Source organism: Megamonas sp. (assembly GCF_986095205.1).
Genome location: NZ_CFQVBI010000001.1, coordinates 1 through 13,318, shown reverse-complemented (window position 1 = coordinate 13,318; position 13,318 = coordinate 1). Strand labels below are relative to the sequence as shown.

Genomic DNA, 13,318 nt, shown 5'->3' with positions numbered 1-13,318 from the left:
TTCGTGCTATTGTAGTAACATAATTAATTAATAATAAAGGCGGTTGTTTTATGGTAAAAATCTGTTTCAGCCAAATTGATGTTGAACCAGGTCATCCTGACCTAAATGCACAGCGTATGCTTCAAGCTATTGATGAAGCTAAACAAAATAATACAGATATTATAATTTTCCCTGAAATGTGTATTCCAGGTTATCTCTTAGGTGATACTTGGGAACAAACAGCATTTTTAAAAGATTGTTTAAGCTATGGCGAAGATATTATCGCAGCTTCTCAAGATATTTGTATCATTTTTGGTAATATTGCTGTTGACTGGGATAAGAAAAATACTGATGGTCGCGTTCGTAAATACAATGCTTTATATACAGCTTATAATGGCAAATTAATCAAACCTGAAAAATCTCCATATCCATTTGTCATCAAAACTCTATTTCCAAATTATCGTGAATTTGATGATAGTCGTTATTTCTTCAGTTTACAAAGCTTAGCAACTGAACTAAAACTCAATTTAAATGATATTCTTTCTCCTGTAAAAGTCAATATCAAAGGTCAAGAATTAAATTTAGGTTGTATTTTATGTGAAGATGGTTGGAGTGATGATTATGCCTTTGCTCCAATTGATATTCTTTGTCAAAATTATAAATTAGATATGTTAATCAATATATCTGCTTCTCCTTATACTTTTGGCAAAAATAATAAACGCCATCGCGTATTTGCAAAACAAGCAAAAGATAATAACATTCCTTTAATATATGTAAATAATATTGGTATTCAAAACAATGGTAAGACTATCTATACTTTTGATGGTTCTAGCACAGTTTATGATGAAAATGGAAATATCATTGCAACTTGCCCTGCTTATAAAGCTCAAAATAATTATATAAACTTACTCGGCAATGATGAATATACTCCACTTCCAATTCCTCAAAATGATGATATTTCTAATATTTATCAAGCACTTCATTATGGTATCAAAAAATTCCTCAAAAATATTCGTATGCAAAAAATAATCATCGGTATTTCTGGTGGTATTGACTCTGCTGTTGCTTCTGCTCTTTATGCAGATATTTTAGGTGCTGAAAATATTACCTTAATTAATATGCCTAGTAAATTCAATTCTGCTACAACAAAAGGTCTTTCTAGTCAATTGGCTCATAATTTAGGTTGTAATTATGCTATTGTGCCAATTCAAGAAGTTGTTGATTTCACTGTAAATCAATTTGAAAATACTGATATCACTCATTTAGCTACTAATGATGTTCATAAAGTACAAGTATCTTCTTTTGTCAAAGAAAATATCCAAGCTCGCGACCGTTCAGCTCGCATTTTAGCTGGTATGGCAGCTAGCATTGGTGGTGGCTTTACTTGTAATGCCAATAAAGCAGAAACTACAGTCGGTTATTCCACATTATACGGTGACCAATCTGGATTTTTAGCTGGTCTTGCTGATTTATGGAAATATCAAGTATATGAATTAGCTCATTATTTAAATGAACATGTATATAAACGTGAAGTAATTCCTCAAGGTATTATTGATATTGTACCTAGTGCCGAACTTTCTAGTGAACAAGATGTTGATGCTGGTAAGGGCGACCCTATTAAATATCCATATCACGATTATTTATTCCGCGCTTTTGTCGAAAGCTGGCAAAAAGTTACTCCAGAAGATATTCTTCTTTGGTATAGTGAAAAAACTTTAGAAGAACATATTGGTTGCAAGGCTGGTCTTGTAGATAAATACTTTGCTACAGCTAAAGACTTTATCTGCGACTTAGAACGTTGGTGGAATTTATTCACAGGTATGGCAGTAGCTAAACGCATTCAAGCACCACCTATCTTAGCTATAAGTAGACGTGCTTATGGTTTTGACCATCGTGAATCTCAAAATGGCCCATACTATACAAAAGCTTATAAACAATTAAAAGCTAAATTATTAGGTGATAATTTATGAGAATAATCACTGGTTCAGCTCGTGGGGCAAAATTAAAAGCTCCTAAAGGGCAAAATACTCGACCTACTGCTGACAGAATAAAAGAATCTTTATTTAATATATTAGGTTCTTTTATCTATGATAAAAATGTCTTAGATTTATTTTCAGGAACTGGTAATTTATCCTTAGAAGCACTCAGTCGAGGTGCCAATCATGCCATCATGGTAGATTGCTCTTTAGATAGTATTTCAACTATTAAATTTAATGCTACGCATACAAAACTTATCGATAAATCCACTATCTTAAAAGCTGATGTCTTTGCTACAATAAAAAAATTACATCTAAAACAAACAAAATTTGATATAATATTTTGTGACCCGCCATATCATCAAGATTTATGCTTAAAAGTTTTGCAAATGCTCCATGAATATCCATTATTAACTGAAGATGGTATAATTATTATGGAACATGCTATTGAAGATAAATTACCTTCAGATTTTCATCAATATACTTTATTGCGTAATCAAAAATATGGCTCTACTACACAAATAAGTATTTATGAATTAAAATCAAATAAAAGTGAGGATTAATGTATGACTATTGCTATCTGTCCTGGAAGTTTTGACCCTGTAACTAATGGGCATATTGATATTTTTGAACGAGCTTCTAAAATGTTTGATGAAGTAATTGTTGGTGTTTTCAATAATATAAATAAAAAACCTTTATTTACTGTTGAAGAACGCGTAGCTTTATTAAAACAAGCTACTGCTCATATTCCTAATGTAAAAGTTGATTGTTTTGCTGGTCTACTTGCTGACTATGCTCATCAAAAAAATGCTCATGTAATCGTTCGCGGTTTACGTGATGCCAACGATTTTCTCTATGAATTTCCACGCGCTATGCTCATCAAAAACATGGCTCCAGATATTGAAAATATCTTTTTAACTACTGATAATAAATATTATCATGTATCTTCATCTGCAATTCGAGAATTAGCTCAGTTCGGTGGAGATATCACTCATTTAGTTCCTCATTGTGTAGAACTTGCTATACATGAAAAAATTAAACGAGTACCTACATCAAAATAATTATAAATTATAGAGGTAATATCACTATGGATTTATTAGACTCCCTTCACGAATTAGAAGATCTTGTGGCTAGTTCTTCTCGTTTTCTTTTAACTAACAAATGCTTAGTAAACGAAGAAGAACTCATTCGCCTCATAAGTAATATTCGCAAAGAATGGCCTTCTGCTTTAAAAGAAGCTGAAGAAATCAATGCAAATCGAGATAAAATAATCGAAGATGCTCGCATAGAAGCCAAAAATATCATAGAACAAGCAAAAGTATATGCTCAAAAGAAAGCTTCTGAAAATGAAATCACTTTAGCTGCTGAAGCTAAGGCAAAAGAAATTTTAGAAAAAACATATAAACATTCTGAAGCTATGCGCAATGATTCTGTTCAATATGCTGAACAAGTATTTGACCATATGAGTGTTTATATCCAAAACATTTTAAATACAGTTCAAGTAGCTAAAAATGGTCTTCAACATGTCGGTCTTCCTGAAAAAGATGAAACTGAAGAAAAACAAAAGTCTACTGAACAAAAAGATTAATTATTATTTGGTATATATTATATTTAAAAGCTACTGTATGAAAAACAAAAATTTCCTATACAGCAGCTTTTTTCATGAAGAAAGGATATTAAATTGATTAAACTAGACCCTTCTATTTTACAAACTGTTACCAAACCTGCTCGCTATACTGGTGGCGAGTTAAACGCTGTACACAAAAATCATGAAGATGTTGATTGTCGCTTTGCTTTATCCATGCCTGACGTTTATGAAGTAGGTATGTCCAATCTTGGTTTAAAAATTCTCTATGAAGTATTAAATGAAAGACAAGATACTGTAGCTGAACGTGTTTATGCTCCTTGGCTTGATATGGAAGACAAAATGCGTGAACATAATATACCACTTTATGCTTTAGAATCTTTCACACCAATCAAAGAATTTGATTTTGTTGGCTTCTCACTTCAATATGAAATGATTTACACTAATGTTTTAAATATGTTAGACTTAGCCAACATTCCTCTTTGGCAAAAAGACCGCACAGAAAATGACCCATTTATCGTTGGTGGTGGCCCTTGCGTATATAATGTTGAACCTGTAGCTGATTTCTTTGATTTCTTTGTTATCGGTGAAGGCGAAGAAGTTTTAAATGAAATCGTAGATACTTTTATCACTTGGAAAAAACAAGGTAAAGTAGGTGGCAGACAAGGATTTTTAAAAGAACTTGCTAAATTAGACGGCATCTATGTTCCTTCATTATATGAAGTTCATTACAATGAAGATAATACTTTCAAAGAAATTTTACCGCTTTGCCCTGAAGCTAAACCTGTAATTAATAAACGTGTAATCAAAAATTTCCGCGACTCTTTCGCTATCAAAAAACCTGTATTACCTTATATTGATATCGTTCATGACCGTGTAATGCTCGAATTATTCCGCGGTTGTACTCGTGGTTGTCGTTTCTGTCAAGCTGGTATATCTTATCGTCCTGTACGCGAACGCACTGCTGACCGCTTACGCACTATCGCTAAAGAAATGCTCGATAACACTGGTTATAATGAAATGAGTCTTACATCTTTAAGCTCTGCTGATTATACTTGCCTTGGTGAAATTGTAGATGACCTCATGGAAGATTATAAAAACGAACGTGTATCTTTCTCTTTACCATCTCTACGCATTGATAGTTTCTCCATTGATCTTGCTCATAAAATGCAACAAGTCCGTAAAAGTGGTTTGACTTTTGCTCCTGAAGCTGGTACACAAAGATTACGCGATGTAATCAATAAAGGTGTAACTGAAGAAAATCTCATGGAAGCAACAGGTGCTGCTTTCCGTCATGGTTGGAAAACTGTAAAACTTTACTTCATGATGGGTCTACCAACTGAAACTGATGAGGATATCATCGGCATTGCTGAACTCGGTGCAAAAGTTGCTAAATTATATCGTTATATCACTAAACGCCGTGATATCCGCGTTACTGTTAGCGTATCTTGTTTTGTACCAAAACCATTTACACCATTCCAATGGTTCCCACAAAATACTTTAGAAGAATTCCAACGAAAACAACAATTATTAAAATCTCATATCACTGACCGCTCTATCCAGTTTAACTATCATACTGCTACAACTAGCATCCTAGAAGGTACTATTTCTCGTGGCGATAGACGCCTTAGCAAAGTAATCTATCAAGCATGGTTAGATGGAGCAAAATTTGATGGTTGGAGCGAAGAATTTAAATATGATGTTTGGATGAACGCTTTTGCTAAATGCAATATTGACCCATATTTTTATAATATGCGTGAATATAAATTTGATGAAAAACTCCCTTGGGAACATACTACTCCAGGTGTTAGCAAAAAATTCTTATTGCGTGAATACGAAAAAGCTACAAAAGGCGAATTAACAAGAGATTGCCGTCATGGTAATTGCAACGCTTGCGGAATTTGCCCTACACTTGATACTGATATGGATACGATTAAATAATTATCTATTATGTTTATGGAGGTTTTTATTAAATGATAAAATATCGCTTAGAAATCACAAAAGGCGAACCTATAAGATATATTTCCCATCTTGATTTTGCATCTTTAATGCAACGTGCAATTTGTCGCGCTCATCTTCCAGCAGCTTACTCCGAAGGTTTCAATCCTCATATGAAAATTTCTTTTGCTTCTGCTTTATCTGTAGGTGTAACAAGCGATGCTGAATATATGGATTTAGAATTAAAAAAAGATATTTGTCAACCTGAATTATTTGATAAATTATCTAAAGCATTGCCACCAGGAGTGAGACTTTTAAAAGCTAGACAAATTGATATGCGTGCTAAAGCTTTGATGTCCATTGTTGATGAAGCTTCCTATTCTATTGTTTTACCTTGTCAAGATAACTTAAACACTGTAACAGAAGCTGTCAATAAATTTAATCAAACTAAAGAAATTGTCGTTGTTCGTGAAACACCAAAAAAACGCAAAGAAATAGAAATCAAACAATATCTTCCTAAAGCTATGCAATACAATTTAGAAGATAATACATTAAATATTTCTTTAAATATAAAAATCACATCTACTGGTACTACTAAACCAAATGAAATTTTAGATGTATTAAAAAATGAATATAAATTAAATATTTCTGTAGAAAATGCCCTAGTTTGTCGCACAGGATTGTATCATCAGGGAAAAGCCTTAATAGATATAGACTAATTATAAAAATCTCTTAGTATATTTTGTTAATATATTAAGAGATTTTCTTTTTTCAATTTAATTTATTTCTAAACAAAAAAAGGATTTTCAAAAATTATCACGAAAATTAATAATATAAGAAATATGAAATAAAACTTTATGTCCTATCATAAGGAGGTTTTTTTTATGAGTAAAATTAATAAAATCCTAGTTCCTGTAGATGGTTCCGATAATGCTTGTAAAGCAGTTGACCAGGCAATTTCCTTAGCAGAAAAAGCTGGTGCATCTCTTGAATTCGTTTACGTTTCTAGTCATATCAATGAACATATTCCTAGTGATATCATCTTTGATCGTATCTGGGAAAAACTTCCAAAAGATATTACTGCAACAAAACATGTAGAAACAGGCTCTCGTCCAAAAGCTATTATTCGTGTAGCTCAAGAAACTAATTCCGATATCATCATCATGGGTAGCCGTGGTCTTGGTATCTTCAAAGGAGCTCTCATTGGTAGCGTAAGCCAAAAAGTTATTGAAGATTCTCCTGTTCCTGTAATGGTCGTAAAATAATTATAAATTATTTTTAGTTAGGGGATTTTTTTTATGATTCAAGCTTATAAATCACATACACCTAAAATAGCTAAGACTGCATATGTTCATCCTAGTGCAGTAATCATCGGTGATGTTACTATTGGCGAATACACTAATATTTGGCCAGGTGCTGTACTTCGTGGTGATTTGCAACCTATAGTTGTTGGTGATTATACAAATATTCAAGATAATGTAACTGTTCATGTAATGAGCAATGCACCTACTCATATTGGCAGTTATGTTACTATCGGTCATAATGCTGTTATCCATTGTAGTAAAGTCGGCGATAATACTCTAATCGGTATGGGCGCTATATTACTTGGATATGCCGAAATTGGTCATAATAGTGTAATTGGTGCAGGTTCTCTTGTTACTGAGCATAAAAAATTACCAAATAATTCTATGTTATTTGGCTCACCAGTAAAAGTAGTCCGTGCTTTAAGAGAAGATGAAATCGAAGCACTTCATGAATCAGCTTTACATTATAAACTTTTAGCTGATGGATACAAAGAATAAAAATAGGAGTTGTCTTTTATGAGAGAAAGAACGTTGGTATTAATCAAACCTGATGCTGTAGTAAATTATCATATTGGCGATATTATTAGTCGTTATGAAAAAGAAAAATTTGATATTGTAGCTATGCGAATGCTAGAAATGGACGACTGTATAGCCTCTAAACATTATGCTGAACATGTGGGTAAACCTTATTACCAACGTTTAGTGGATTTTATGGCTTCTGATAGAATTGTCGCTTTAGTAGTTGAAGGTGAAAATGCTATTGAAAGAGTTCGTGAACTCCATGGTAAAACAGACCCTAATTTAGCACAACCTGGCACAATCCGCAGTGATTTTGCTCTTTCCAAAACTGTAAATACTGTTCATGCTTCTGATAGCCCTGCTAATGCAGAACGTGAAGTTCATGTATTTTTCAGTGAAACAGAAATCTATATACCTAACCATGATATCGACTTTAGCGTATATAATGGTGATTGATAAAAGGAGAAAATATGTCTATTTGTACAAAAACAGGGGATAAAGGCACTACATCTTTATTTACTGGAGAACGCGTTGCTAAAAATTCTTTACGTGTACAAGCTTATGGTACTGTTGATGAAGTCAGTTCTGCTCTCGGTCTTGCTAGAGCTTTTGCTCAAAAAGAAGAAGTTAAACAACTTTTATTAGAACTTGAGCAAACTAATCTAAAATTAATGGCTGATTTAGCTAGTATCACAGATAAATATTATATAAATAATGAAATCATTTCTAATATAGATCAAAAAATCGTTGAGTTTGAAGCTAAATTACCAGCATTAACTGCTTTTATCATGCCTGGTAATACTCAATCTGGAGCATTTTTAGATTTAGCACGTACTACTACGCGTAGAGCTGAACGTGAAGTTTTAACTTTAGCTGAAAAAGAAGCTATTAATGAAAATGTAAAAATTTATTTAAATCGTTTATCTGACCTTTGCTTCCTCCTCATGCGTGTCGAAGAAGAATTATAAACCAAAAATCCTATTGCCTAAAATTTTAAGCAATAGGATTTTTTATTTTTGTATTAATATAGCTCTACTTTTGAGTAAGTATTGCGTACATAAACCAATAAATAAACCTGTAATCATTGCTGATAATAATAACCATGGTAAATACATCATAATTGCTAATGTCTTTGTTATAAATATTGCTATAATTATTTGCCCTATATTATGTGCACAAGCTCCTAATATACTAACTATAAAAATATATTTTTCTTCTATTTTATCATGCAGTACACTCATCACAACAAAACAACAAATTCCGCCAGCTAAACTATACATTATAGCCATAAGATTACCACTAAATACACTACCTAAAATAATTCTAGCCATCAGCACCAATAGTGCCTCTTTTGCTCTATATCTATAAATTACATATAAAGTTACTATATTTGCTAAACCTAGTTTAATTCCTGGAAGTGGCAAAGGATTTGGTATTTGTAATTCTACAATAAATATACTTAGTGCTATCGCAGTTAATAAAGATAATTGCACTAATTTTTTTGTCTTCATCACTATCACCTAATTTACCGTAGCATCAATTTCTTTATCATCATTTACATATTGAATTACTAAATGATTGGGCAAACACACTATAGGAGTAAATGCTGATTTTAAAATTCCCATATTTACACATGTTTTATCAGGACAATCAGCTTCAATTATACTTATCTGTTTATCTTTTATTTGAATTATATTTTTATGACCTTTGAATTCTACCTGTATTAATTCATCTTTACTCTTATTTAAATCCAAAGTATAAATTATATTTCCATCTTGAATTATCTCCACTATATTTGTTTTTTCGGCAAAACTATTTCTTAAACCAATAAAAACGGCAATAAATATAATCACCAAAACAATACATATTACTGATTTATTAATATTGTTCATAAAGTTACCACCACCATATGATAATCTTTATATTTATCTTGCAAAGTAAAACTATCAACTAAATTCTCAGTTATATATATTTTTTTATCATCTGTAATCAATATCATCTCAAATGCATCATTTTCATCTTTATTTTGCTTCCAATAATTAATAGCTTCATCTACTCCCATTACAAATAATGCTGTGGATAAAGCATCACCTAATTTTCCTTGTTTTGTCACAATCGTTACGGAATTAATATGTTTATCTGCTGGTTTACCTGTTTTTCCATCTAAAATATGCCAATATCGTTTGTTATCTTCGCCGATAAAATATCGCTCATAATTTCCTGAAGTTACAATCGCACAATCCGCTAATCTTAATATACCTATATAATCTTGACTATTAGGTGATTTAAGTCCAATATTCCATAAATCACCATTTGGTTTTGTTCCCAATAATTGAACATTACCACCTAAATTTATTAAAGCAGACGATATATTATTTGCCTTCAAAATTTTTATGATTTCATCACCTATATATCCCTTGGCTACTGCTCCTAAATCAATCTGCATACCATCTGTGGCAAATATATTTGATTTTCTTTTAAACTAACTTTCCTATAATCCACATAATTTAATAAATCTCTTATTTTTGTTTCATCAGGTATTTGGTATTTTCCTGTAGTAAAGCCCCATTCTCTAAGCACTGGATATATAGTCGGTTCTAAAGCTCCGTTTGTCTTTTCTGCCATCTGTAGCGCAAATAAAACTACATTTTTAGTATCTTCACTTAATTTTATATCTCGTTCTTGATGATGATTTACTTTATAAATTTCACTATTTTCATCAGTAACTGATAATAATTTTACTAATTCATTTATTCTCGTTTTTATTTTCGCATTTAAATCTAATGGATATAGAGAAGGTTTTTCATATATCACCCATGAAATTTGTGTATCCATTGCTAAAATAGTATCTTTTTCCACTATTGTTTTATTTTCTACAAATATTTTATACGTAGCAAAAATAATAAAGGACAATATAATCACTATGAAAATATATAATTTTTTCTTCATCATTATCTGTCCTTTCTTATAAATGTATATTTAAATCAAATATTATAACCTAAATCATTTAACCATTCATCAATTTCATTTTGGCTAGACTCTACATCTTCAGCTCTAATTGTTATACCTTCAATTACATTTGCATTTGGCTCTAATTTTTTAATTGTATTTATAGTGTCAGAAAAAGCGCTACCGCCAGAAGTATTAAACGGAATAATTGTCTTATTACTCAAATCATATTCATCAAAAAAACTATACATTGCCATTGGCATATCATACCACCAATTTGGATAACCCACGAAAATAGTATCATAATCATCTAAATTTGTTATATGATTTGCAAGTTCAGGGCGAATATTATTTTCATGCTCCTGTTTTCCTTGATTAACAGTCTCATTATATGTTGATGGATACTTATTTACTGTCTGAATAGAAAACATATCCCCTTTTGTTTTCTATTGAATAATATGTGCTACTATACCTGTATTGCCAGTATTTTCATCATTCCATTTTTGTATACTAGCGCTAGCTGAAGCATCTACATCTTGTGGCAATTCACTATTTTCACCATAAGAAAAATAAACTATTAATGTTTTTTTCGTATTTGCATTGCCTTCTGTTTGTACTTCTTCCATATTTGTTAAAACAACAGGCTGATTATCTTGCGTATCTTTAACTTCTTCATTTGCACAACCCACAGCTACTAAAGACATCAATGCCATTGACGTTAATATCATTGTTTTTTTCATAATTATTTTCCTTTCTTCTATTCCTATAAAAATCAAGAATATTCAAATATTTTTATTTAAAATATCAAAGCATCTGTCTTAGGTACTAAAATATTATCATAATTATTAATTTGATAATTTGCTTTCTCTATCATAGATTGTAAATTCGACATTTTTTCTAATAATATTTGCTTAGATTTTATTAATAAATTTTTGCGTTCTTGATATGTATTATTACCATATTTTGCCAAATTTATATACTCTATAATATCGTTTAAAGACATTCCACTATTTTTTAATGTTTGAATAAATTTTATCCAATTAATAAAATTCTCATCATAATTACGTTTGCCACTATTATCTCTTGGTACATTAGGTAATAATCCTATTTTTTCATAATATCTTAAAGTATCTGCTGATAGACCTATTTCTTGTGATATTTCTCCAATTGTCATTTTTATTTCCTCCTTATCTCTTTTATTTGCACTTATCCTTTTTTAATAAATAATAAATTCATATTTTACTATCACTATATATATCACCTAAAAAAATAATGTAAACGTAAATCAAATATTTTTTATATCAACTTACATTCACATTATAAAATAAAAATTCAATATATGTCTAATACCTATTTTTAATATCATCTCATGCTTAAAAAGCATTGCATATACTCTATAAATTTTGTTGTAGCCAAATTAAATGGCTGATGTCTTTTCCAAACTAAAACACTATTAGCTATCAAAGCTGGATATAGTGGTATGCATTTTATTCTATTTTCATCTAAAAATGGCAATGAGCCTTTAATAATTAAAGCATTTCCCAATCCTTTTTCTACCATAATACTTGCATTTGTACTCATATTACTTGTAAATGAAATATTCAGTTTATCATAATACTTACCAAACCAATGTGCTAATTCATTTTTGGCTTTTGGTCTACGTGCTAATATTATTTGTCTTTTACTCAACTGTTCTGCAGTAACAAATTCTTGCTTAGCTAATTCATCATCAGCTCTCATTACAGCCCCCCACACTTCTTTTGTCTGCAATCGAATATATTCATACTTTTCTATATTCACAGGCTCTAATAATAAACCAATATCTATTAATCCTTTATCAATTTTTTCTTTGATCTCATCTGCATTTGCTGTATATAAATCATAAACAATAAGTGGGTGCTTCTTTTTAAAACCAGCTAATATATCTGCTAGTGTTGATACAGAACTTAATTCTCCACATCCCAAAGAAATCACACCATCTAACATTTCATCTTGTTCATTTAATTCTTGTTCTGTTTTGTCCACTAAAGAAATTATTTCTTCTGCCCTACGTCTTAATAACATTCCTTCATTTGTTAAACTTATCTTTCTAGTTCCACGATTAAATAATTTTACTCCAATATCTTCTTCTAATTGAGCTAATTGTCGACTCAATGTTGGCTGAGTAATATGTAATACATCCGCTGCTTTTGTTATATTTTCTTCCCTTACAACAGTTAAAAAATATTTTAATACTCTAAATTCCATAAAATTCACCTCACAATATAATTATATAAAAAAATGCACTAGAAAAAATTCTAATGCATTTTTTATTTAAAATTTTATCTGATATACTAAAGATTTTACTACTGCATTTGTTATATCTTTATCGTCCATATAATTAACTGCTGTTGAAGCTAAGAATAATTCCAATGCACTTATTTTCGTTAATCGTTGCACCTCATTAGCAACTAGATATCCCGCTGCTAATTTCAATGCTTGATCATCTTTTAAGTCATCTTTCAAATCATCAAACGCATTTGCACTGACAGTCATCGTAGACATCACCATAATACAAATATTGACATACTCCCCATATCTAAAGACAGAGGATTCTTGGATTCAAAAACAACCTTTGTTACTGTTAATCCATATAAACGGTTAAATACGGTTGTATATTGTTATGATTCAAAAACAATTTTTGTTAGTGTTAATCTCTGATGAAGATATTGAAGAACTTCTTACAGATGCATTCAAAAACAACTTTTGTTACTGTTAATCTCCATAGACGTATTATAAGCAAATACACCGCCGTTTATTCAAAAACAACTTTTGTTACTGTTAATCGCCCACAAAGTCAAGCGTGGCGGGAATAGTCAAAAATTCAAAAACAACTTTTGTTACTGTTAATCAGGCTTTTTTGTGTTAATGCAGATTGTAGTTGTCTATTCAAAAACAACCTTTGTTACTGTTAATCGGACAATAGAATTAAGCTATTTTCTTTTAACACGTAATTCAAAAACAACCTTTGTTACTGTTAATCTCTTCTTTATCATCTGTTTTTTGTTGTGCTGTATCTATTCAAAAAC

17 protein-coding genes, 1 pseudogene and 1 CRISPR repeat array are annotated in these 13,318 nt (G+C 30.9%); of the genes and pseudogenes, 9 read left to right on the top strand and 9 right to left on the bottom strand.

What is annotated here, in order from left to right:
- Window positions 1-50: 50 nt before the first annotated feature.
- The 9 genes and pseudogenes from nadE to AC5LAX_RS00050 all read left to right on the top strand — a co-directional run bounded on the left by nadE (window position 51) and on the right by AC5LAX_RS00050 (window position 8,269).
- Window positions 51-1,949 carry an NAD(+) synthase gene (nadE, locus tag AC5LAX_RS00090; RefSeq protein WP_288909209.1) on the top strand — a complete coding sequence of 633 codons (1,899 nt, stop codon included), beginning with the start codon at window positions 51-53 and terminating at the stop codon, window positions 1,947-1,949.
- Window positions 1,946-2,518, top strand: coding sequence for a 16S rRNA (guanine(966)-N(2))-methyltransferase RsmD (gene rsmD, locus AC5LAX_RS00085; RefSeq protein ID WP_015562663.1), 573 nt, complete (start codon window positions 1,946-1,948; stop codon window positions 2,516-2,518). The genes nadE and rsmD overlap by 4 nt, the downstream gene beginning before the upstream one ends.
- Window positions 2,519-2,521: 3 nt before the next feature.
- Window positions 2,522-3,016 (top strand): pantetheine-phosphate adenylyltransferase, encoded by a 495-nt coding sequence (gene coaD / locus AC5LAX_RS00080; RefSeq protein WP_018999172.1) that lies wholly within the window; start codon window positions 2,522-2,524, stop codon window positions 3,014-3,016.
- A gap of 26 nt (window positions 3,017-3,042) precedes the next feature.
- Window positions 3,043-3,543 (top strand): ATP synthase subunit B family protein, encoded by a 501-nt coding sequence (locus tag AC5LAX_RS00075; protein WP_008538491.1) that lies wholly within the window; start codon window positions 3,043-3,045, stop codon window positions 3,541-3,543.
- Window positions 3,544-3,636: 93 nt separating this feature from the next.
- Window positions 3,637-6,197 (top strand): annotated as a pseudogene (locus AC5LAX_RS00070) (TIGR03960 family B12-binding radical SAM protein).
- 165 nt (window positions 6,198-6,362) lie between these two features.
- On the top strand, window positions 6,363-6,743 hold the full coding sequence (locus AC5LAX_RS00065; protein ID WP_008538494.1) for a universal stress protein: 381 nt from the start codon (window positions 6,363-6,365) through the stop codon (window positions 6,741-6,743).
- Window positions 6,744-6,776: 33 nt separating this feature from the next.
- On the top strand, window positions 6,777-7,280 hold the full coding sequence (locus AC5LAX_RS00060) for a gamma carbonic anhydrase family protein (protein ID WP_008538495.1): 504 nt from the start codon (window positions 6,777-6,779) through the stop codon (window positions 7,278-7,280).
- 18 nt (window positions 7,281-7,298) lie between these two features.
- Window positions 7,299-7,757: a nucleoside-diphosphate kinase gene (gene ndk / locus AC5LAX_RS00055; protein ID WP_008538496.1), complete on the top strand. Its 459-nt coding sequence runs from the start codon at window positions 7,299-7,301 to the stop codon at window positions 7,755-7,757.
- 14 nt (window positions 7,758-7,771) lie between these two features.
- Complete coding sequence (locus AC5LAX_RS00050; protein WP_008538497.1) at window positions 7,772-8,269, top strand: cob(I)yrinic acid a,c-diamide adenosyltransferase; 498 nt, start codon at window positions 7,772-7,774, stop codon at window positions 8,267-8,269.
- Between the two features lie 42 nt (window positions 8,270-8,311).
- Here the strand turns inward: AC5LAX_RS00050 and AC5LAX_RS00045 are convergent, their stop codons facing one another.
- The 9 genes from AC5LAX_RS00045 to AC5LAX_RS00005 form a co-directional block, all read right to left on the bottom strand.
- Window positions 8,312-8,812 (bottom strand): Gx transporter family protein, encoded by a 501-nt coding sequence (locus AC5LAX_RS00045; protein ID WP_022228364.1) that lies wholly within the window; start codon window positions 8,810-8,812, stop codon window positions 8,312-8,314.
- Between the two features lie 9 nt (window positions 8,813-8,821).
- Window positions 8,822-9,193, bottom strand: a complete 372-nt coding sequence (locus AC5LAX_RS00040) for a NusG domain II-containing protein (protein WP_288909208.1) — start codon at window positions 9,191-9,193, stop codon at window positions 8,822-8,824.
- Entirely contained in the window at window positions 9,190-9,747 is a 558-nt protein-coding gene (locus tag AC5LAX_RS00035; protein ID WP_288909207.1) for an FAD:protein FMN transferase, read from the bottom strand. Before AC5LAX_RS00035 ends, AC5LAX_RS00040 begins: the two co-directional genes overlap by 4 nt.
- Entirely contained in the window at window positions 9,732-10,253 is a 522-nt protein-coding gene (locus AC5LAX_RS00030; RefSeq protein WP_288909206.1) for an FAD:protein FMN transferase, read from the bottom strand. The genes AC5LAX_RS00035 and AC5LAX_RS00030 overlap by 16 nt, the downstream gene beginning before the upstream one ends.
- A 32-nt stretch (window positions 10,254-10,285) precedes the next feature.
- Window positions 10,286-10,681 carry a flavodoxin gene (locus AC5LAX_RS00025; protein ID WP_288909205.1) on the bottom strand — a complete coding sequence of 132 codons (396 nt, stop codon included), beginning with the start codon at window positions 10,679-10,681 and terminating at the stop codon, window positions 10,286-10,288.
- Window positions 10,682-10,696: 15 nt separating this feature from the next.
- On the bottom strand, window positions 10,697-10,990 hold the full coding sequence (locus AC5LAX_RS00020; RefSeq protein WP_288909203.1) for an NADPH-dependent FMN reductase family protein: 294 nt from the start codon (window positions 10,988-10,990) through the stop codon (window positions 10,697-10,699).
- 56 nt (window positions 10,991-11,046) lie between these two features.
- Window positions 11,047-11,424 (bottom strand): MerR family transcriptional regulator, encoded by a 378-nt coding sequence (locus AC5LAX_RS00015; protein WP_091693391.1) that lies wholly within the window; start codon window positions 11,422-11,424, stop codon window positions 11,047-11,049.
- Between the two features lie 188 nt (window positions 11,425-11,612).
- A complete protein-coding gene (locus AC5LAX_RS00010) occupies window positions 11,613-12,497 on the bottom strand; it encodes a LysR family transcriptional regulator (protein WP_288909202.1) in 885 nt (294 codons plus the stop codon).
- A 66-nt stretch (window positions 12,498-12,563) separates the two neighbouring features.
- Window positions 12,564-12,800, bottom strand: coding sequence for a hypothetical protein (locus AC5LAX_RS00005; protein WP_493263485.1), 237 nt, complete (start codon window positions 12,798-12,800; stop codon window positions 12,564-12,566).
- Between the two features lie 49 nt (window positions 12,801-12,849).
- Window positions 12,850-13,272: direct repeats of the CRISPR family, unit length 30 nt; unit sequence ATTCAAAAACAACTTTTGTTACTGTTAATC.
- Between the last annotated feature and the right edge of the window lie 46 nt (window positions 13,273-13,318).

What these genes read in the sequence shown, in the direction of transcription:
- AC5LAX_RS00030 (WP_288909206.1), bottom strand. Translation starts at nt 10,253, where the DNA reads ATGATGAAGAAAAAATTATATATTTTCATAGTGATTATATTGTCCTTT.
- AC5LAX_RS00060 (WP_008538495.1), top strand. Translation starts at nt 6,777, where the DNA reads ATGATTCAAGCTTATAAATCACATACACCTAAAATAGCTAAGACTGCA.
- AC5LAX_RS00015 (WP_091693391.1), bottom strand. Translation starts at nt 11,424, where the DNA reads ATGACAATTGGAGAAATATCACAAGAAATAGGTCTATCAGCAGATACT.
- AC5LAX_RS00045 (WP_022228364.1), bottom strand. Translation starts at nt 8,812, where the DNA reads ATGAAGACAAAAAAATTAGTGCAATTATCTTTATTAACTGCGATAGCA.
- AC5LAX_RS00075 (WP_008538491.1), top strand. Translation starts at nt 3,043, where the DNA reads ATGGATTTATTAGACTCCCTTCACGAATTAGAAGATCTTGTGGCTAGT.
- AC5LAX_RS00020 (WP_288909203.1), bottom strand. Translation starts at nt 10,990, where the DNA reads ATGAAAAAAACAATGATATTAACGTCAATGGCATTGATGTCTTTAGTA.
- AC5LAX_RS00065 (WP_008538494.1), top strand. Translation starts at nt 6,363, where the DNA reads ATGAGTAAAATTAATAAAATCCTAGTTCCTGTAGATGGTTCCGATAAT.
- rsmD (WP_015562663.1), top strand. Translation starts at nt 1,946, where the DNA reads ATGAGAATAATCACTGGTTCAGCTCGTGGGGCAAAATTAAAAGCTCCT.
- AC5LAX_RS00035 (WP_288909207.1), bottom strand. Translation starts at nt 9,747, where the DNA reads ATGCAGATTGATTTAGGAGCAGTAGCCAAGGGATATATAGGTGATGAA.
- AC5LAX_RS00040 (WP_288909208.1), bottom strand. Translation starts at nt 9,193, where the DNA reads ATGAACAATATTAATAAATCAGTAATATGTATTGTTTTGGTGATTATA.
- coaD (WP_018999172.1), top strand. Translation starts at nt 2,522, where the DNA reads ATGACTATTGCTATCTGTCCTGGAAGTTTTGACCCTGTAACTAATGGG.
- AC5LAX_RS00010 (WP_288909202.1), bottom strand. Translation starts at nt 12,497, where the DNA reads ATGGAATTTAGAGTATTAAAATATTTTTTAACTGTTGTAAGGGAAGAA.
- AC5LAX_RS00025 (WP_288909205.1), bottom strand. Translation starts at nt 10,681, where the DNA reads ATGTTTTCTATTCAGACAGTAAATAAGTATCCATCAACATATAATGAG.
- ndk (WP_008538496.1), top strand. Translation starts at nt 7,299, where the DNA reads ATGAGAGAAAGAACGTTGGTATTAATCAAACCTGATGCTGTAGTAAAT.
- nadE (WP_288909209.1), top strand. Translation starts at nt 51, where the DNA reads ATGGTAAAAATCTGTTTCAGCCAAATTGATGTTGAACCAGGTCATCCT.
- AC5LAX_RS00005 (WP_493263485.1), bottom strand. Translation starts at nt 12,800, where the DNA reads ATGGTGATGTCTACGATGACTGTCAGTGCAAATGCGTTTGATGATTTG.
- AC5LAX_RS00050 (WP_008538497.1), top strand. Translation starts at nt 7,772, where the DNA reads ATGTCTATTTGTACAAAAACAGGGGATAAAGGCACTACATCTTTATTT.